This window comes from Paraburkholderia sp. BCC1876 (genome assembly GCF_902833695.1).
Taxonomy (GTDB): Bacteria; Pseudomonadota; Gammaproteobacteria; order Burkholderiales; family Burkholderiaceae; genus Paraburkholderia.
The window spans coordinates 622,150-639,056 of record NZ_CADFGI010000003.1; the positions used below are offsets into that span (position 1 = coordinate 622,150).

General features: G+C 64.3%; 17 protein-coding genes. 7 read left to right on the forward strand and 10 right to left on the reverse strand.

Annotation, left to right across the window (positions count from 1 at the left end):
* Nucleotides 1–229 precede the first annotated feature (229 nt).
* The 3 genes from HWY05_RS14570 to HWY05_RS14580 form a co-directional block, all read right to left on the reverse strand.
* Nucleotides 230–1,423 (reverse strand): phosphoglycerate kinase, encoded by a 1,194-nt coding sequence (locus HWY05_RS14570; RefSeq protein WP_176058782.1) that lies wholly within the window; start codon nt 1,421–1,423, stop codon nt 230–232.
* A gap of 285 nt (nt 1,424–1,708) precedes the next feature.
* Nucleotides 1,709–2,032, reverse strand: coding sequence for an AzlD domain-containing protein (locus tag HWY05_RS14575; RefSeq protein ID WP_035548382.1), 324 nt, complete (start codon nt 2,030–2,032; stop codon nt 1,709–1,711).
* Nucleotides 2,029–2,775, reverse strand: coding sequence for an AzlC family ABC transporter permease (locus HWY05_RS14580; RefSeq protein WP_105509333.1), 747 nt, complete (start codon nt 2,773–2,775; stop codon nt 2,029–2,031). The genes HWY05_RS14575 and HWY05_RS14580 overlap by 4 nt, the downstream gene beginning before the upstream one ends.
* Before the next feature lie 281 nt (nt 2,776–3,056).
* On the opposite strand from HWY05_RS14580, the gene HWY05_RS14585 reads away from it, so the two are divergent.
* From HWY05_RS14585 to HWY05_RS14610, 6 genes are all read left to right on the forward strand, one after another.
* Nucleotides 3,057–3,980: a branched-chain amino acid transaminase gene (locus HWY05_RS14585; RefSeq protein WP_035548388.1), complete on the forward strand. Its 924-nt coding sequence runs from the start codon at nt 3,057–3,059 to the stop codon at nt 3,978–3,980.
* Between the two features lie 81 nt (nt 3,981–4,061).
* Nucleotides 4,062–4,256, forward strand: coding sequence for a zinc-finger domain-containing protein (locus tag HWY05_RS14590; protein ID WP_035548391.1), 195 nt, complete (start codon nt 4,062–4,064; stop codon nt 4,254–4,256).
* 249 nt (nt 4,257–4,505) lie between these two features.
* Nucleotides 4,506–5,531 carry a lipopolysaccharide heptosyltransferase II gene (waaF, locus tag HWY05_RS14595; RefSeq protein WP_105509336.1) on the forward strand — a complete coding sequence of 342 codons (1,026 nt, stop codon included), beginning with the start codon at nt 4,506–4,508 and terminating at the stop codon, nt 5,529–5,531.
* A gap of 168 nt (nt 5,532–5,699) precedes the next feature.
* Nucleotides 5,700–6,149 carry a nuclear transport factor 2 family protein gene (locus tag HWY05_RS14600; protein ID WP_035548395.1) on the forward strand — a complete coding sequence of 150 codons (450 nt, stop codon included), beginning with the start codon at nt 5,700–5,702 and terminating at the stop codon, nt 6,147–6,149.
* Nucleotides 6,150–6,188: 39 nt separating this feature from the next.
* Entirely contained in the window at nt 6,189–7,274 is a 1,086-nt protein-coding gene (locus tag HWY05_RS14605; RefSeq protein ID WP_244146610.1) for a hydrolase, read from the forward strand.
* On the forward strand, nt 7,267–7,866 hold the full coding sequence (locus tag HWY05_RS14610; protein ID WP_035548398.1) for a DUF2946 family protein: 600 nt from the start codon (nt 7,267–7,269) through the stop codon (nt 7,864–7,866). Before HWY05_RS14605 ends, HWY05_RS14610 begins: the two co-directional genes overlap by 8 nt.
* 24 nt (nt 7,867–7,890) lie before the next feature.
* Here the strand turns inward: HWY05_RS14610 and HWY05_RS14615 are convergent, their stop codons facing one another.
* Nucleotides 7,891–9,603 (reverse strand): M48 family metalloprotease, encoded by a 1,713-nt coding sequence (locus HWY05_RS14615; protein ID WP_176058783.1) that lies wholly within the window; start codon nt 9,601–9,603, stop codon nt 7,891–7,893.
* 166 nt (nt 9,604–9,769) lie between these two features.
* Between HWY05_RS14615 and moaC the strand changes: the two genes are divergently transcribed.
* Nucleotides 9,770–10,246 carry a cyclic pyranopterin monophosphate synthase MoaC gene (moaC, locus tag HWY05_RS14620; RefSeq protein ID WP_035548404.1) on the forward strand — a complete coding sequence of 159 codons (477 nt, stop codon included), beginning with the start codon at nt 9,770–9,772 and terminating at the stop codon, nt 10,244–10,246.
* A 71-nt stretch (nt 10,247–10,317) separates the two neighbouring features.
* Here the strand turns inward: moaC and HWY05_RS14625 are convergent, their stop codons facing one another.
* The 6 genes from HWY05_RS14625 to HWY05_RS14650 all read right to left on the reverse strand — a co-directional run bounded on the left by HWY05_RS14625 (nt 10,318) and on the right by HWY05_RS14650 (nt 16,775).
* Entirely contained in the window at nt 10,318–12,102 is a 1,785-nt protein-coding gene (locus tag HWY05_RS14625; RefSeq protein ID WP_035549484.1) for a Wzy polymerase domain-containing protein, read from the reverse strand.
* A 136-nt stretch (nt 12,103–12,238) separates the two neighbouring features.
* Nucleotides 12,239–12,862, reverse strand: coding sequence for a pilin (locus HWY05_RS14630; RefSeq protein ID WP_035548406.1), 624 nt, complete (start codon nt 12,860–12,862; stop codon nt 12,239–12,241).
* Nucleotides 12,863–12,995: 133 nt separating this feature from the next.
* Nucleotides 12,996–13,700, reverse strand: coding sequence for a TerC family protein (locus HWY05_RS14635; RefSeq protein WP_176058784.1), 705 nt, complete (start codon nt 13,698–13,700; stop codon nt 12,996–12,998).
* Between the two features lie 145 nt (nt 13,701–13,845).
* Nucleotides 13,846–14,727, reverse strand: coding sequence for a succinate--CoA ligase subunit alpha (gene sucD, locus HWY05_RS14640; RefSeq protein ID WP_035548412.1), 882 nt, complete (start codon nt 14,725–14,727; stop codon nt 13,846–13,848).
* Nucleotides 14,728–14,868: 141 nt separating this feature from the next.
* On the reverse strand, nt 14,869–16,038 hold the full coding sequence (sucC, locus tag HWY05_RS14645; protein ID WP_035548413.1) for an ADP-forming succinate--CoA ligase subunit beta: 1,170 nt from the start codon (nt 16,036–16,038) through the stop codon (nt 14,869–14,871).
* Nucleotides 16,035–16,775, reverse strand: a complete 741-nt coding sequence (locus HWY05_RS14650) for a DUF2889 domain-containing protein (RefSeq protein WP_035548415.1) — start codon at nt 16,773–16,775, stop codon at nt 16,035–16,037. The genes sucC and HWY05_RS14650 overlap by 4 nt, the downstream gene beginning before the upstream one ends.
* Nucleotides 16,776–16,907 lie beyond the last annotated feature (132 nt).

Genomic DNA, 16,907 nt, shown 5'->3' on the forward strand with positions numbered 1-16,907 from the left:
GGACAATTCCGCTGCTTCGCCGGTAGTGGTCAACTCCGCGTGCGCGAGGGGCGAGCCGGATTCTTCGGGTTGCGGCGTTTCCGTGGTGTTCACCGCGGTCGGGTCCGCCGCAGCCTGGGTGGCCGCGGAGCGCGCTTCGCGCTCCCCTGCCTGTGCTGCTTCGGTGTTGCGCGGCGACTTGGCGCCACGCGATTTTGCAGACTTTGTCATGGGGGAGCGCGCCGTCACGTTAAGCCCGCGATTCCAGAACTTCGACAGCGGGCAGTTTCTTGCCCTCGAGGAACTCGAGGAAGGCGCCGCCGCCGGTCGAGATATAGCTGATCTTGTCCTGGATGCCGTACTTGGCGATCGCCGCGAGCGTGTCGCCGCCGCCTGCGATCGAGAACGCCGACGACCTGGCGATAGCGTCCGCCAGCGTTTTCGTGCCGTTGCCGAACTGGTCGAATTCGAACACGCCGACCGGGCCGTTCCACACGATCGTGCCGGCTTTTTCCAGTTGCAAGGCGAGCACCTTGGCGGTTTCCGGTCCGATGTCGAGGATCAGGTCGTCGTCCTGCACGTCGGCGACGGCCTTCACTTCAGCCTTGGCGGTCGGCGAAAACTCTTTGGCCGTGACCACGTCCATCGGGATCGGCACCGAGGCGCCGCGGGCCTTGGCGGCTTCGATAATGACTTTGGCTTCGTCCACCAGATCGGCTTCGGCGAGCGACTTGCCGATCTTCAGGCCGGCGGCCAGCATGAACGTGTTGGCGATACCGCCGCCGACGATCAGTTGATCGACCTTGTCGGCGAGCGATTTCAGAATGGTCAGCTTGGTCGACACCTTCGAACCGGCGACGATCGCCACCAGCGGGCGCTTCGGCGCGCCGAGCGCCTTGCCGAGCGCTTCGAGTTCAGCCGCCAGCAGCGGGCCGGCGCACGCGATGGGCGCGTATTTGGCGATACCGTGGGTGGTCGCTTCGGCGCGGTGCGCGGTGCCGAACGCGTCGTTCACGTAGATGTCGCAGAGCTTCGCCATTTTCTGCGCGAGCTCGTCGGAATCTTTCTTTTCGCCCTTGTTGACGCGGCAGTTTTCCAGCAGCACGACCGAGCCCGGCGCGACGTTCACGCCGTTTTCCACCCAGTTGGCGACCAGCGGCACATCGCGGCCGAGCAGGTCGGCCAGACGCTTCGCGACCGGCGCGAGCGAGTCTTCCGGCTTGAAATCGCCCTCGGTCGGGCGGCCCAGGTGCGACGTGACCATCACGGCGGCGCCGGCGTCGAGCGCGGCCTTGATGGCCGGCACGGAGGCGCGGATGCGGGTGTCTTCGGTGATGTTGCCTTGATCGTCCTGCGGCACGTTCAGATCAGCGCGGATGAACACGCGTTTGCCGGAAAGCTTGCCTTCGGCGATCAGATCGGAGAGACGCAATACCTTGTTCATGGGCGTTTGTGTGCGAGTTGAGAAGAAGGCGGTGGCGGACGGCGCGCTATCGTTTCCCAGCGCGGCGAACTCCAGCGCTAAGGCACAGCAGCGGCTCCACAGAATCGGGCGCCGGCGGCAAAGCCGCGGCTCGCGCGCCTAGCACCAGCGCGGTTATCCCGGAAACAAGCATTTTAACTGATCCACACTGCCTTCTGACCCGCAAGCGGGCGAATGTCCCGTATTTGGAGAATGCGCGCTGGATGCCCATTGAATGTGGCAATGCAGCATTTTTTTGGCCGGCCGCTACAGTACCAGGCGTAACAACGTGAACACCAGCATGCCGACGACAATCGTGCCGAGCATGCTGCGCCGCCACAAAAACCAGCCGAGACCCGCCAGCGTCGCGTAGAACTCGTGGTTGGAGGGCGCGAACGACAGGCCGTCGGGCGTGGCCAGCACATCGGGCAGCACCACTGCCGCCAGCGCCGCGGCCGGCGCGTAGCGCAGCATCTTCTGCACGCGCGGCGGCAACACCGTGCGCTCGCCGCCGATTAGAAACATGGCGCGTGTCACCGCGGTGACGAAGGTCATGCCGAAGATGGCAAGCCAGATCTGGGTGGAGCTCATCGGGAATCTCCGGCGCTGCTGCGGATGCGGCGCAAGTCGGCGCGCTCGACCATCAGGTCGGCGGCGCTGCCGGCCACGATGGCGGCGATCACGGCGAGCGGCAGTGCGAGCCGGTAAGGCAGGTCGAACGCGAGCAGCGACACCACGCCGGCAATGCTGACCGCCACCAGCGTGGAGCGGCTCGCGATCGCCGACACCATGATCGGCAGCAAGGCGAGCGTGCCCGCCAGCGCGAGCCCCCAGTTGTCCGGAATCAGGCTCGCCAGCAGAATCCCCGCGATCGACGAGACCTGCCACGACAACCAGCTGCACAACGCCATGCCCCAGTAGTACGCCTCCTTGCCCGGCAGGTAGCCGGCCGGGAAGCTCTTCTTCTGGAACAGCAGGTAGATCACGTCGCCGTTGAAGTAGCCGAGCACGATACGGCGCCACATCGGCAGATAGGAAAAATGCGGCGCGAGACCGACGCTGAAGATCACGAAGCGCGTATTGACCATGGCCGCGGTGAGCAGCACGGTCCAGATCGGTAGTTTGGCGGCGAGCAGCGGCAGCACCGCCAGTTGCGACGAACCGGCGTAGCACAGCAGCGACATGGTGAGCGCCTGCGGCAGCGTGAGCACCGATTTGCTCATGGCGATACCGGTGACGAGACCCCACGAGAAAATCGCCATCAGCGTCGGCGAATAGTCGCGCGCGCCCTCACGGAAGGCACGGCGATCGGTATCAGACAGACGAGCGAGCATGAGGCGAAACGAGGGCGCCAAAGAACGCCGCTGCGATGGGAAGTCGGCGCCAGGTCGTCAAGCACCCGCTGGCGCATCCGGATATGAATTATGCGTGCGCTGGATTATAGCGTCCGACCTGCGGCGGAATGCCCGTTTCGTGTGCAAAAGACGCTAAAATGACGCTCTTCGCCCCACCCCACGACAAACCGCCGGGCCAACCGCCGGTTGTCTTGCGCCCTCGTGGGCCTGCCGCCCGGCGGCGGGTTTGGGGACTCACAACGCACCCGCTGGAGAATCGTATGTCAATGGCCGACCGCGACGGCAAGATCTGGATGGATGGCAAGCTCATCGATTGGCGCGACGCCAAGATCCACGTGCTTACCCACACGCTGCATTACGGCATGGGCGTTTTTGAAGGCGTCCGCGCCTACAAAACGGCGGACGGCGGCACGGCGATTTTCCGCCTGCAGGAACACACCAGGCGTCTGTTGAACTCGGCCAAGATCTTCCAGATGGACGTGCCGTTCGACCACGAAACGCTCGCCGCCGCGCAATGCGAAGTGGTGCGCGAAAACAAGCTCGAATCCTGCTATCTGCGCCCGATCATCTGGGTCGGTTCGGAAAAGCTGGGCGTGTCGGCCAAGGGCAACACGATCCACGTGGCGATCGCGGCGTGGCCGTGGGGCGCTTACCTCGGCGAAGACGGCATTGCCAAGGGCATTCGCGTCAAGACGTCGTCGTTCACGCGCCATCACGTGAACGTGTCCATGGTCCGCGCCAAGGCGTCGGGCTGGTACGTGAACTCGATCCTCGCCAACCAGGAAGCCATCACGGACGGTTACGACGAAGCGCTGTTGCTGGACGTGGACGGCTACGTGTCGGAAGGCTCCGGCGAGAACTTCTTCCTCGTCAACAACGGCAAGCTGTACACGCCCGACCTGGCGTCATGCCTCGACGGCATCACGCGCGACACCGTCATCACGCTGGCGCGCGACGCGGGCATCGAGGTGATCGAAAAGCGCATCACGCGCGACGAGGTCTACACTTGCGACGAAGCGTTCTTCACCGGCACCGCCGCCGAAGTCACGCCGATCCGCGAACTCGACAACCGCACGATCGGCTCGGGCACGCGTGGCCCGATCACGGAGAAGCTGCAATCGGGCTTCTTCGATATCGTGAACGGCAAGAGCGACAAGTACGCGCACTGGCTCACCAAGATCTAACGCGCGCTGCGCCAAGCCCGCCGGCTCCTGCTGGCGAGTTGGGACGCAACGCACGAACCCTGCATACAACGAGAACGTCCCATGAGCGAAATCAAGGAAATGCCGCTGGTCGAACTGTCGGCGAAAGACCTGCCGGCGTACTGTCCGAACCCGGCCATGCCGCGCTGGAGCGCACATCCGCGCGTCTTTATCGACGTCACGCACGGCGAAGCGCGTTGCCCGTATTGCAGCACGCGTTACAAGCTGCGTGACGGCGAAGTGGTTCGGGGTCATTGATCCCGCTCCGCTGAGTACGATCCGCTTGCGGCGTCGCCTGCCGGACCTGATCGGGCTTATAACGCGGCAGCAGCGGGCCGCGATTACGCGAACGTACCAGCAGGCACACCGCAATACGGCCGCCACCGCGGCGCGTCCGGCCACGCCGGCAGCGCGCCATGCGGCGAGCGGCCCTTCCCTTTTGACATACCCGAACGCCACGCGCCCACCGCGCGCGGCGCTTCGTTTCGACACCGGACACCCACTCTGATGCGTCGCGCGTTGGTTATCGCACCGAACTGGATCGGTGACGCATTGATGGCGCAGCCGCTGTTTGCGCGCCTCGTGAAATTGCATCCGCGCATCGTGATCGATGCGGTCGCGCCCTCGTGGGTTGCGCCCGTGCTCGAACGCATGCCGGAAATCCGCGACGTCTACGCCACCGACCTCGCGCACGGCAAGCTGCAAATGCTGCGCCGCTGGCAACTGGCGAGCGATCTGCGCGATGTCGGCTACGACGCGGCGTACGTGCTGCCGAATTCGCTCAAATCCGCGCTGATTCCGTGGCTAGCCGGCGTGCCGCTGCGCATCGGCTACACCGGCGAAAGCCGCTACGGCCTGCTCAACGTGCGTCACGCGAATCCGCGTAAAGACGAGCGCCCGCCAATGGTCGGCCAGTACGCCGCGCTCGCCTACGCGCCCGGCGCCAAGGTCCCCGACGACCTGCCGATGCCGCGCCTCGACGCCGATCTGAACGAAGCGTCGCGGGTCTCGGCGCGCTTCAATCTGGATACGCGGGTGCCGCTGCTGGTGTTCTGTCCGGGCGCCGAGTACGGTCCGGCCAAGCGTTGGCCGCCCGAGCACTTCGCCGCGCTCGCGCAAATGGTCGGCCAGTCGTTCCCGTACACGCAGATCGTCGCGCTCGGTTCGCCGAAAGACGCGCCGTTGGCCCAGGCCATCGCCGAACGCGCACCGAACGTGCGCAACCTGTGCGGCCAGACCGCGCTGGGCGAGGCTTGCGCGCTGATCTCGCGAGCCAACGCGGTCGTCACGAACGACTCCGGCCTGATGCACGTGGCCGCCGCACTGCGCCGGCCGCTGGTGGCCGTGTACGGTTCGACCGATCCGCGCCATACGCCGCCCTTGTCCGAGCTCGCGAAGGTACAATGGCTTCATCTCGAATGCAGCCCCTGTTTTGAGCGCGAGTGTCCGCTCGGTCATCTGAACTGCCTGAAGCAGTTGAGCGCCGAGCAGGTCTTCAGCGATCTGCGCGGCATGCTGCTCACGCAGCGCTGAGCCGATTGACACTTGCACGCAACACCGCACGCCCCTGAGCGCGTCGCGTCATGTTCGCGCCTTGCAGCGCGGGCAATCTGGCGCTCGGGTGCGATGGTCCGGTGTCCCGGACTGTCCCGCTGACCGCTGCCCCGCAACCGCGCGCCGCGCACAAGAGACTGACGATCCATGCCACGTTTTGCCCATATCTTCGAAGCCGCCGCCGATACCCTCAACGCCTACTATCAGGCCGTCTCCGAGGTCAATATCGACAGCTTGATGGGCCTGTGGATCGATGAGGAGTTCGTCAGTTGCATTTGCGCCGACGGCTCCCACCTGCACGGCCTCGACAGTATTCGCGCCGGCTTGCAGATCCAGCTCGAAACCGCACGCGTCACGATCGAACCGCTCGACATTCGCGTCTACGACAGCCTCGGCACGGTCGTCTACGCAATCGCCGAAGCGCACCGCCCGGCCGACCCGAAGGCCACGCCCGCCATGGTGTTCACGACCTACGTGATGGTTCACGAACGCGGCGAGTGGCGCATCGCGCACATTCATGCGAGCCCCATGCCGAACGAGGCCGCCAGCCAGTTCGCCACCAAGATGCGGCACGGCCACCAGGGGTCGCTGCACTGACGTGCGGCTCGGCTTGACTCTTTTGTCTTCCCAGCCGGCATGAGCACGCCCCGCAAGCATTCTCCCGATCCTGAGCCGGCGGAAACCCTGACTCATTCAGCGCCCACGTCGTCCGGCGCGGCGCGTGTCGTGGCCGCGGCCGTCGAATCGTTGTACCGCGCGCCGCTCTGGCTGCCGAACCGGCATGCTCAGACCATCGTGCCGTCACTGTTCGCGCGCCGCCCCACGGTGGCGTTGCGTCGCGAGCGGTGGGATACGCCGGACGGCGATTTCATCGACCTCGATTGGGTGGTGCATGACGCGCCGACGGCGCCCGCCGCCGACGCCCCGCTCCTCGTGCTATTCCACGGCCTCGAAGGCAGTTCAGCCTCGCACTACGCGATGTCGCTGATGGCCGCCGCGCGCGAAGCCGGCTGGCATGGCGTGGTGCCGCACTTTCGCAGTTGCGGCGGCGAATTGAATCGCTTGCCGCGCTTCTATCACCTCGCCGACAGCGACGAAGTCGATTGGGTGCTGCGGCGTCTGCGCGCCGCGCACAATGGGCCGATCGTGGTGGCGGGCGTGTCGCTCGGCGGCAATGTGCTGCTGCGCTGGCTCGGCGAGCGGCGCGAAGAGGCCGCCTCCCTCATCAGCGCGGCCGCGGCGATTTCAACACCGATCGATGTCCATGCCGGCGGCCGCGCGTTGTCGCAAGGATTCGGCCTCGTCTACGCGCGCAGCTTTCTGAAGACGCTCAAGCAGAAGGCCACGCAGAAGCTGGTTCAGTATCCCGGCCTGTTCGATCGCGACACGATGCTCGCGAGCCGCAACATGTACGAGTTCGACAACGTCGTCACCGCGCCGCTGCACGGCTTTCGCAATACCGAAGACTACTGGAGCCAGGCGACCACCCGTCCGCTGCTGCCGCATATTCAGGTGCCGACGCTGGTGCTGAACGCGCGCAACGACCCGTTCCTGCCGGCGGAAGCGTTGCCGTCGCGGCACGAGGTATCGGCAGCGGTGGAGCTTGAACAACCGAAGCACGGCGGCCACGCCGGCTTCATGACCGGACCGTTCCCGGGCCGCATCGACTGGCTGTCGCGGCGCGTGTTCGGCTACCTGGAGCGGCACGTCGACCATGGATGACATCGTCAAACAGGCTCTGGCCAAATGGCCGAATGTGCCGAGTTGCACCGGCTGGCTGATGCTCGACCGGCGCGGCAACTGGCGCATGCGCGACGAGGCCGCGCAGGCGAGCGGCTCGCCCGGCACGCCGATCCGGCATGAGGCGCTGCTTGGTTTCATCAACCGCAACTATGCCGCCGATGAGCACGGGCAGTGGTTTTTCCAGAACGGTCCGCAGCGGGTTTATGTGGAGCTGGGTTATACGCCGTGGGTGGTGCGATTCGCGGCCGATGCAAATGCCGCTGCCGATGCTAATGCCGGGCATGACGCGCTCGCGCTCAAGGACCAGGCCGGCGACAGCTTCGATCCCGCCGCGGTGTTGATCGATGAAGAAGGCGGCATTCTGTTTGCCGATCACTCGACACCGCCTAGAGTCGCGGTCCTGCACGATCACGATCTGGACGTGTTCTCCGATCACGCCGAACTCGCCGACGACGCAATGAGCGGTGAATTCCGCTGGAACGACGGTGTGGTGTTGCCGCTGCAAGCGGTGCGCCGCGCCGAGGTGGCCACGCGGTTCGGGTTCGTGGCCAGTCCGGCGGCAACGGTCTAAGCTTCCGGTTGCTTCGAGCAGCGTCTAGCTCTTCTCGTCCAGCCGCTCCTCTTTGTAGCGACTTTCCATCTCGTGCAGTCGCGCGTCGACGGTCGCCAGATCGTAGTAGCCGATCGCCTTCATGTCCCGCGCGTCTTTCAATTGCCGGATTGCCGAAGGCCATGCGCCTTCGAGCGCGAACTTCTCCGCCATCGCCCGATGCTGCGTCAACGCATCGCCACTGCCCGCGCTCGCCTGGGCGAGATACAGCCACCACGCCGGCTGGTCCGGATGCGCGACGGTTTCCTTCTGCGCCAGCGCCTGCGCCTCGGCAAAACGCCGCAACGTCAGCAAGGTGCGGATATGCATGTCGATCGCGGCATTCGACTGCGGCCAACGCTGCTGCGCGAACTCGGCGAGACGGACGGCTTCGTCGTCGCGGCCGGCGCGCCGCGCGATGTCGGCGGCCAGCACATCGAGGCTCGGTGAACTCCGCGCCGGCTCGCCCTCGGTCTGCTCGCCCGTGATAAACGCCGCGCGGCACAGCGCGAGCGACGCCGCGGCTTCGTCGTAACGCTCCAGCAGCATTTGCCCATACGCGATGCCGTACCAGTTCGCCGCCACGTTGACCGCGGTCCGGTCCTCGATTTCAGAACGCAAACGCGAAATCTCATCCGTGTACTCGCTGCTCGACTGCTCCTGCAACAGACGCGAACGCGCCCGCACGAAGCCGTATTCGGACGCCTGATGCGGTTGCCGGTAAGGCGCGCGGCGCGCCCGGTCTTCCATGTCGGCGATCCGTTCGCCCGTCAGCGGATGCGTACGCGCGTAAGCCGGAACGCCCGCGTCGCTCATCGACGCCCGATCGAGACGGCCGAAGAAGGTGGTCATCGCGTACGGATCGTAGCCGGCGCCGGCCAGCAGCAGAAAGCCGACGCGGTCGGCTTCGTGCTCGGCCGAGCGCGAGAAGCGCAACTGGTTGTCGACCGCGTAGGCCTGGCCGCCAATCGCAATCGCGCTGCCGAGGTCGCCGCTGTGCGCGAGCACGCCCGCCAGCACGCCGAACAGCACGGCGGCGAGCGCGGCATAGCCGCTGCGCTCGCCGGTCGTGATCATCCGCGAAATGTGGCGCTGCAGGACGTGACCCATTTCGTGACCGAGCACGGACGCGAGTTCCGACTCGGTTTGCGTCGTCACGATCAGCCCGGTGTTCACGCCGATGAAACCGCCCGGCAGTGAGAACGCGTTGATCTGCGCGTCACGCACCGCGAACAGATCGAAGTCGGGACGATAGCCGCCGATGTAGAGCGCGGTGGCCGCCGCGGCGAGTTTCGCGGCGACGGAGTTCAGGTAGTCGCGCACGAGCCAGTCGTCGAGATAGTCGGGGTCGCGGCGCAATTCGCGCATCACGCGCTCGCCGAGTTTGCGCTCGGCTTGCGGCGTTAGAGAACCGGCGCCGCCGTTGCCGAGATCGGGCAACTGCTGCGTGACGAGCGGCGCGCGCCAACTGGTATTCGCGCCGGACTGACCGGAAAAGCGGCTCTGCGCGCCGCCGTACACGCCGAATACGCCCTGCGCGATGTCGGGCGGCACGATGGGATCGGCGTAGGCGTCGGTTGGGCCGCTGATCAACGGCGGTTCAACCGACTGCGTGTTGAGCGACAACAGACTCGAATTGCCGTGCGATTGCGCGAACGCGCCCGGCGGCGCAATGAGCGCAACGGATAACAACGCAGCGAGAAACCGTTTCGGACGCATCGCGAGGTCGATGGGACGGAGTCGAAAGGCGACGCCCGCTGCACGGAATAAGATAGCGGGCAGGTACAGGGTAATTGTAATCATTCGACGCCCGGAATCGGGCGTTCGTGTTTCGAACGGTCGCCGCACCGCTGCTATGATAGGCGCCCTCTGAAGGAGCCCAACCATGCCTGAACTCACTCATTTCGACGCTGCCGGCCAGGCGCATATGGTGGACGTCGGCGGCAAGCAGGAAACCAAGCGCATTGCCGTTGCGCGCGGCTCGATTCGCATGCTGCCGGACACGTTCGCGCTGATCCGCGACGGCAACGCGAAAAAGGGCGACGTGATCGGCATCGCGCGTATTGCCGCGATTCAAGGTGCGAAGCGCACCGCCGATCTGATCCCGCTGTGCCATCCGCTCGCGCTGACGCGTGTGAAAGTGGATTTCGAACTCGATGAAGCGCTGCCCGGCGTGCATTGCACGGTTCAGGTGGAAACGCTTGGGCGGACCGGTGTGGAGATGGAAGCGCTGACTGCCGTGCAGGTGGGACTGCTGACGGTGTACGACATGTGCAAGGCGGTGGATCGGGGAATGACCATCACCGATGTGCGCGTGCTTGAAAAGCACGGTGGGAAGTCGGGAGATTGGGTGGCGGGTTGAGGAGGGCCTGCACGACCCTCGTCACCACCCCACTCCACCTTTGAAACTTTAAGACCGACAAACGCGGCGACTCAGTCGTCGTCGCTATCGTCGTCCTGATTGACGTTGCTCGGCGGCACGCCATAGCGCTTCATCAGCTCCGCCTTGAAGCCCACCAACGTCTTCTGCTCATCGCACAGTTCGTACAGGTAGCCCAACTGCGACGGCCAGTCGTTCAGCTCCAGCGCGAAAATCTTCAGGCGTTCAACCGTATCGAACGCCCCCGCCGTATCGCCGCTCAACGCCTGCAACACCGCATAACGGCGCAACACGGTTTCACCCGGCAGCAACGCCAGCGCCTGACGGTGCATCGCGAGCTTGTGCTGCAGATCCATCGAGTTCATCGGAAGCAGCGTCGCGAGACCATATTCGCCCCACGCCTGAAACAGGAACGACGGGTCCGCACGATACTGCTCGGCAGGACGCGAGCCGTAATACAGCACCTCGGCGCGCGCATAGTCGCGATACACCGGATACAGCGCGGCCAGCCCACCGAACACCACCACGGCAAACGCGCCGAACGACAGGCGCGCGGGCACGAGCCGCAGCGAGCGGGTTTCCAGCAAGCCGAATACGAACATGGCCGGCAGCAGGAAGAACATGTACTGCTGCGGATATTCGACCAGCGCGTGCATCACCAGCACGCCGATCAGCGAGATGCCGAACACGCGCGCCGCGCTGTGCGGCGCACGCACCACACGCACCAGCCAGGTGACCAGGCCGAACAGCACGATCGCGAAGCCGATCAAACCGGTTTTCGCCAGCAGGTCGACGAAGATGTCGTGCGAGTTATTGGCGATTTCAACGCCGCCGAGATTCTTCGCCAGCGCGAACTGATAACTCGGAAACTCACCCCAGCCGACACCCAGCAGCGGATGCGTCTTGAACATCGTCCAGCCGTACTTCCACAGCGCGAGGCGCGGCGCGATCTGACCGGCATCCTTGAAGCGCTCCGCCGCGGACTGACCCAGCTCCAGGTGATAGCGCACATTGGCCCAACGGATCAGCGCATTGACCACGACGAACAACAATGCCAGCACGATCGGCACGAGCCATTGACGGTTACTGCGACGAAGCAGCGGCTCGCTGCGCGTCTGCGCGAACGCCATCCAGAAACCCGCGACCACGATCACGCCCATTTGCAGCCACGGCCCGCGCGACACGGTCAGCGCGAGACCCACCGCGAAAATCGTCGATACGAGGAACCAGATGCTGACGGCAATGCGTCGCGACTGCACGAGGAACAGTGCGCCGGCCATCGCGAATGCAATGTACGTGGCGAGGTGATTCGCCTGCGCCATATTGCCGAACGGCCGACGCTCGACGGTAATGTTGTACGCCACCACGAACGGCGACACGCGCGTTTCGAGGTGAAACAACTGGATCACCTGACAGAACACCGCAAACAGCCCACCGAGAATCAACGCGCCCGCCGCCCAGCGCAGCGCGGTTTCGTCGAGCTTGACGCGCGCGAAGCCGTAGCCGGCGTGCACCGCCATGAAAGCCGCCAGCAGGAAGCCGCCGCCGAGCCAGTTCATCGACGGTTGCGTGACCGGCAGCAACACCGATTGCGCCACGACGACCAGGCCGAACAGCAACGGCACCAGCGCCACCACCGGCGACGCGAATGTGACGCGCGGCCTGGCGCTCGCCACCATCAGCACGACGCCCGCGCCGGTCAGCAGGTGCAACGCCAGCGCCGTGAATTCGGCGTAGAAGGTCGGAATCGGATACGTATGGTTGACGACTGCATAAGGCAGCATCAACGCAAGGGCCAACAGAATGAGTGAAAGGTAGCGCGCGAATGGGGTGGGCATCGAGTAACCGGTGGGCGTCAGCAACCGGCGCACTATACAAAAAAATCCTCCTGCTGTGCGCCGGCCGGGCTGAAATATCCCGAAAATCAGCCTTTTACGTGCGCTCGGCTACTCATCCGACTACTCGCGCTGTCGCTCATGAACGGCACTCGGGCGGTGCGAGATTCGCTGACAGCGTGGACGCTTCCGTCGGAGCGGGTCCCGCGCCCGGCGCCGGCAACGACGAGGCCGCTTTGCCGCCGGCGAAACACTCCCACGTGAGCGCGCCCGCCTGCATCGAACCCTTGCTCAACGCGATGCGCGCGGTCGGTGCGTCGGCATTGTCCGGTACCGACGGCACGAGCGTCAGCGTGTTCGACCCCGCGGGCGCCACGCGCGTGGTGAATGCGACGGTGATCTGACCGGTGTCGTCGTCGACGCGAACCGACTCGACGTTGCGGGTAGCGGTTGGCGATGCATACCCGCCGCTGAACGTGCTGCCGCTGGCCGCGTTTTCAGCGACGGCGAGACGCGCGGAGGTCGCCAGCGACAAGCCTTCGCCGACGCGGCTGCGCGCCAGATAGTCCTGATACGCGGGAATCGCATACGCGGCGATCACGCCGACGATCGCCAGCACGATCATCAGTTCGATCAGCGTGAAGCCGAGCCCGAGGCGGCGGCAGGCACGCGCGAGACGCGCGGACCAGCGCGCTCGCTCAATCGTAAAACGCGGGGGCAGCGAGGATTGGGAATAAGGGGAACACGGCAAGGTAACGTTCATGGGCAGACTCCTGAAACGAAAAACGCCTGCCCCACGGATCGGGGACAGGCGTTTCTATCGTAGCGAGAGGCGCCCGCGACTCACAGTCAGCCGAATGGCTAACGTTGCATGCCAAGTGCTCTGCGTTTATGCGCTATGCACTAGCGCGGTTGGCGTGACGCCGCTTGAGCAGATAACCCAGAATCACGACGAACAACGCACCCGCGATGCTCATGCCGTATTCGGCCAACGGCGTATCGAGAATCGGCCAACGGTCGCCAGCCGGATCGTTGACGATCAAACCGCCCGCGATCCACCCCAGCAAGGCCGCGCCGAGCGTGATGACGATCGGGAAACGGTCGAGCAGCTTCAACACCAACTGGCTGCCCCACACAATCAGCGGAATGCTCACGATCAGGCCGAAGATCACCAGCGCGAGCCGGTGTTCCGGATCGGCCGCTTCCGCCGCGCCGGCAATTGCGATCACGTTGTCGAGGCTCATCACCGCATCCGCGATGATGATGGTTTTGATCGCCGACAACAGCTTGTCGGCCGGTTTGACGTTCTCATGCGCGTCGTGCGCGGGCGCCATCAGACGCACGCCGATCCACAACAGCAGCAGGCCGCCCGCGAACTTCAGCAGCGGCACGTCGAGCAGCGCGACCGCGAACGCAATCAGCGCAACGCGCAGCACGATCGCGCCGGCCGTACCCCACAGCACGCCTTTGGTGCGTTGGGACGGCGGCAGGTTACGGCAAGCCAGTGCGATGACAACCGCGTTATCGCCACCCAGCAGGATGTCGATCACGATGATCTGAATGACGGCGCCCCAATGGAGCGTGGCGAAAAACTCGAGCATGGGCGAAAGGCCGGGAAGTCTGGCGCACAGGCAATAAAAAAGCGGAGGAGTTTGCACGCCCCCGCTTTTTTTGAAACCGTACGCTCACGAAAGGATCTCGTAAGCGTATCAAAAAACGCGCGCTTACAGCGCGCGAATTTTGGTATTACAGCATCGCCTTCAGAAGACGCGCCATTTCCGACGGGTTCTTCGTGACCGTGATACCGCAGGCTTCCATGATTTCCAGCTTCGCTTCGGCCGTATCCGCACCGCCCGAGATCAGCGCGCCAGCGTGGCCCATGCGCTTGCCCGGAGGCGCCGTAACGCCGGCGATGAAGCCAACCACCGGCTTCTTCATGTTGTCCTTGATCCACTCAGCGGCATTCGCTTCGTCCGGACCACCGATCTCGCCGATCATGATGACGGCGTCCGTTTCCGGATCGTCGTTGAACATCTTCATCACGTCGATGTGCTTCAGACCGTTGATCGGGTCGCCGCCGATACCGACTGCCGACGACTGGCCGAGGCCGATCGCCGTCAATTGACCGACTGCTTCGTACGTCAGCGTGCCCGAACGCGACACGACGCCGATACGGCCCTTGCGGTGGATGTGACCCGGCATGATGCCGATCTTCAGTTCGTCCGGCGTGATCGTGCCCGGGCAGTTCGGTCCGAGCAGCAGCGTCTTGCTGTTCTTCGCGCGCATACGTGCCTTGAGCTCGATCATGTCACGGACAGGAATGCCTTCCGTGATACAGATCGCCAGGTCCAGGTCGGCTTCGACCGCTTCCCAGATCGCGGCAGCAGCGCCTGCCGGCGGAACGTAAATCACCGACACGGTCGCGCCCGTTTCAGCCTTGGCTTCAGCGACGCTAGCGTAGATAGGAATGCCTTCGAAATCTTCGCCGGCCTTCTTCGGGTTCACGCCTGCAACGTACGCTTCGCGGCCGTTTGCATATTCACGGCAAGCACGCGTATGGAACTGACCGGTCTTGCCGGTAATGCCCTGCGTGATGACCTTGGTGTCTTTGTTAATCAGAATCGACATGTATTGACCTCTGTTCGTTTGGCGTCATGCGATGGCGTCGCGAGGCGGAATGTTCTCGCCCGCGTCGCTCGCACGCCGCCATTCGTAATGCCTGGTTAATCTTGGCAAAAGCCCGTGGCAAAAGCCGCCGTGGGACGAGGCTTACGCCTTGCCCGATGCAGCCGCGACGACCTTCTGAGCCGCTTCTTCCATGCTGTCCGCCGCAATGATCGGCAGACCGGATTCAGCGAGCATCTTCTTGCCCAGGTCTTCGTTCGTGCCCTTCATGCGGACCACGAGCGGCACCTTCAGCGACACGGCCTTCGACGCCGCGATCACGCCTTCCGCGATCACGTCGCAGCGCATGATGCCGCCGAAAATGTTGACCAGGATCGCGGTCAGGTTCGGGTTCTTCAGCATGATCTTGAACGCTTCCGTGACCTTCTCGGTCGTGGCGCCACCGCCCACGTCCAGGAAGTTCGCCGGTTCGCCGCCGAACAGCTTGATGGTGTCCATCGTTGCCATTGCGAGGCCAGCGCCGTTCACGAGGCAGCCGATGTTGCCGTCGAGCGAGATGTACGCGAGGTCGAACTTCGACGCTTCGACTTCAGCCGGATCTTCTTCGTCGATATCGCGATACGCGACGATTTCCGGGTGACGGAACAGCGCGTTCGAATCGAAGTTGAACTTGGCGTCCAACGCGATGACCTTGCCGTCGCCGGTCAGGATCAGCGGGTTGATTTCGGCGAGCGACGCGTCGGTTTCCCAGAATGCCTTGTACAGGCCTTGCAGGATCGAACGGGCTTGCGGCAGCGAAGCGGCGGGCACGCCGATCTTCGTGGCCAGCTCGTCGGCTTCGGCGTCTTTCAGACCCGTTGCCGGATCGACAGCGATCTTGTGGATCAGCTCGGGCGTCTTTTCCGCAACTTCTTCGACGTCCATGCCGCCTTCGCTCGATGCCATCACGACGATCTTCTGCGTAACGCGATCGATCACCAGGCCGACATACAGTTCCTTCTTGATGTCAGCGCCTTCTTCGATCAGCAGGCGATTCACCTTCTGGCCTTCCGGACCGGTCTGGTGCGTGACGAGCTGCATGCCGAGGATCTGGTTCGAGAACTCGCGAACCTGTTCCAGCGACTTGGCGACCTTCACGCCGCCGCCCTTGCCACGGCCACCCGCGTGGATCTGAGCCTTCACGACCCATACCGGGCCGCCGAGCTCTTCCGCGGCCTTGACCGCATCATCCACCGAGAAGACCGGCTTGCCGCGCGGTACCGCGACGCCGAATTTCCGCAGGATTTCCTTACCCTGGTACTCGTGAATCTTCATGCGTGATTCCCTTCAGTCTGAGAGTTGGATTGAACTTCGTTTCCGCTGCCGTCGTTCATGCCGGACGCGTTGCCGCCCTTACCTGTCTGGCGGACTGCCCCGTCGCCTGACGATGCCACGCGCTCCACCGAACGCGGTGCGTGGCCATACCAGCGCGGATAAAACTGCTGCACCGCCTCGCCGTCGAAACGCAGCGCGTGGCAGCGTCCCAACTGGAATGGCGGTTTGTCGTTGGAATGCTCGTTCGAGCCGTCAGGCGATTCGTTTCCTGAACTGGCTTTCGCGCCTTTCGCGCTGTCACCGGTGCTCCACACCTCGCCCGCGAATGCCTGAATCGCGGCGGTCGGCAGGATTGCGCACAACTCGGTGAGATGGGTGCAACCCTCCGTGCCGCCGAGCAAACGGGCAGCCTCACGGCGGAAGTTTTGACGCAGATTGAGCCCGATGAGGGCACGGTAGGCGGGATTGCTGACCTGGCACAACCCTGGATAGGGCACCCAGTCGGACGACGCCTCGGCGTCGACGACATTGAGCTTGCGATCGATGGTGATGCGAAGCCAGAGTTCATGGATCGGCTGACCATTGGGCCGGACGCCCGACGCAAGCACCACGTCGCGCGGTTTTTCGTCGGTCAAGCACGCTTCCACATCCCACAGGCCATCGGCGCGCTCATAGGCTTCCGCTCTGATTGCGCGACGATGCCGCAACTGACGGGACACTGGCGGGGAGAGCGGCATGCGGGAAGGAAAGGCCGGATTGGAAAACCCATGAATTTTAGCATACTGGGTATTTGGTACAGGCCGGAATGCGCAGGCCCGCCCGGCGTGCGGCTGAGCGGGTTGAGCGCTATCTCGAAGAGGCTTCTTGCG

What these genes read in the sequence shown, in the direction of transcription:
- HWY05_RS14570 (WP_176058782.1), bottom strand. Translation starts at nt 1,423, where the DNA reads ATGAACAAGGTATTGCGTCTCTCCGATCTGATCGCCGAAGGCAAGCTT.
- HWY05_RS14575 (WP_035548382.1), bottom strand. Translation starts at nt 2,032, where the DNA reads ATGAGCTCCACCCAGATCTGGCTTGCCATCTTCGGCATGACCTTCGTC.
- HWY05_RS14580 (WP_105509333.1), bottom strand. Translation starts at nt 2,775, where the DNA reads ATGCTCGCTCGTCTGTCTGATACCGATCGCCGTGCCTTCCGTGAGGGC.
- HWY05_RS14585 (WP_035548388.1), top strand. Translation starts at nt 3,057, where the DNA reads ATGTCAATGGCCGACCGCGACGGCAAGATCTGGATGGATGGCAAGCTC.
- HWY05_RS14590 (WP_035548391.1), top strand. Translation starts at nt 4,062, where the DNA reads ATGAGCGAAATCAAGGAAATGCCGCTGGTCGAACTGTCGGCGAAAGAC.
- waaF (WP_105509336.1), top strand. Translation starts at nt 4,506, where the DNA reads ATGCGTCGCGCGTTGGTTATCGCACCGAACTGGATCGGTGACGCATTG.
- HWY05_RS14600 (WP_035548395.1), top strand. Translation starts at nt 5,700, where the DNA reads ATGCCACGTTTTGCCCATATCTTCGAAGCCGCCGCCGATACCCTCAAC.
- HWY05_RS14605 (WP_244146610.1), top strand. Translation starts at nt 6,189, where the DNA reads ATGAGCACGCCCCGCAAGCATTCTCCCGATCCTGAGCCGGCGGAAACC.
- HWY05_RS14610 (WP_035548398.1), top strand. Translation starts at nt 7,267, where the DNA reads ATGGATGACATCGTCAAACAGGCTCTGGCCAAATGGCCGAATGTGCCG.
- HWY05_RS14615 (WP_176058783.1), bottom strand. Translation starts at nt 9,603, where the DNA reads ATGCGTCCGAAACGGTTTCTCGCTGCGTTGTTATCCGTTGCGCTCATT.
- moaC (WP_035548404.1), top strand. Translation starts at nt 9,770, where the DNA reads ATGCCTGAACTCACTCATTTCGACGCTGCCGGCCAGGCGCATATGGTG.
- HWY05_RS14625 (WP_035549484.1), bottom strand. Translation starts at nt 12,102, where the DNA reads ATGCCCACCCCATTCGCGCGCTACCTTTCACTCATTCTGTTGGCCCTT.
- HWY05_RS14630 (WP_035548406.1), bottom strand. Translation starts at nt 12,862, where the DNA reads ATGAACGTTACCTTGCCGTGTTCCCCTTATTCCCAATCCTCGCTGCCC.
- HWY05_RS14635 (WP_176058784.1), bottom strand. Translation starts at nt 13,700, where the DNA reads ATGCTCGAGTTTTTCGCCACGCTCCATTGGGGCGCCGTCATTCAGATC.
- sucD (WP_035548412.1), bottom strand. Translation starts at nt 14,727, where the DNA reads ATGTCGATTCTGATTAACAAAGACACCAAGGTCATCACGCAGGGCATT.
- sucC (WP_035548413.1), bottom strand. Translation starts at nt 16,038, where the DNA reads ATGAAGATTCACGAGTACCAGGGTAAGGAAATCCTGCGGAAATTCGGC.
- HWY05_RS14650 (WP_035548415.1), bottom strand. Translation starts at nt 16,775, where the DNA reads ATGCCGCTCTCCCCGCCAGTGTCCCGTCAGTTGCGGCATCGTCGCGCA.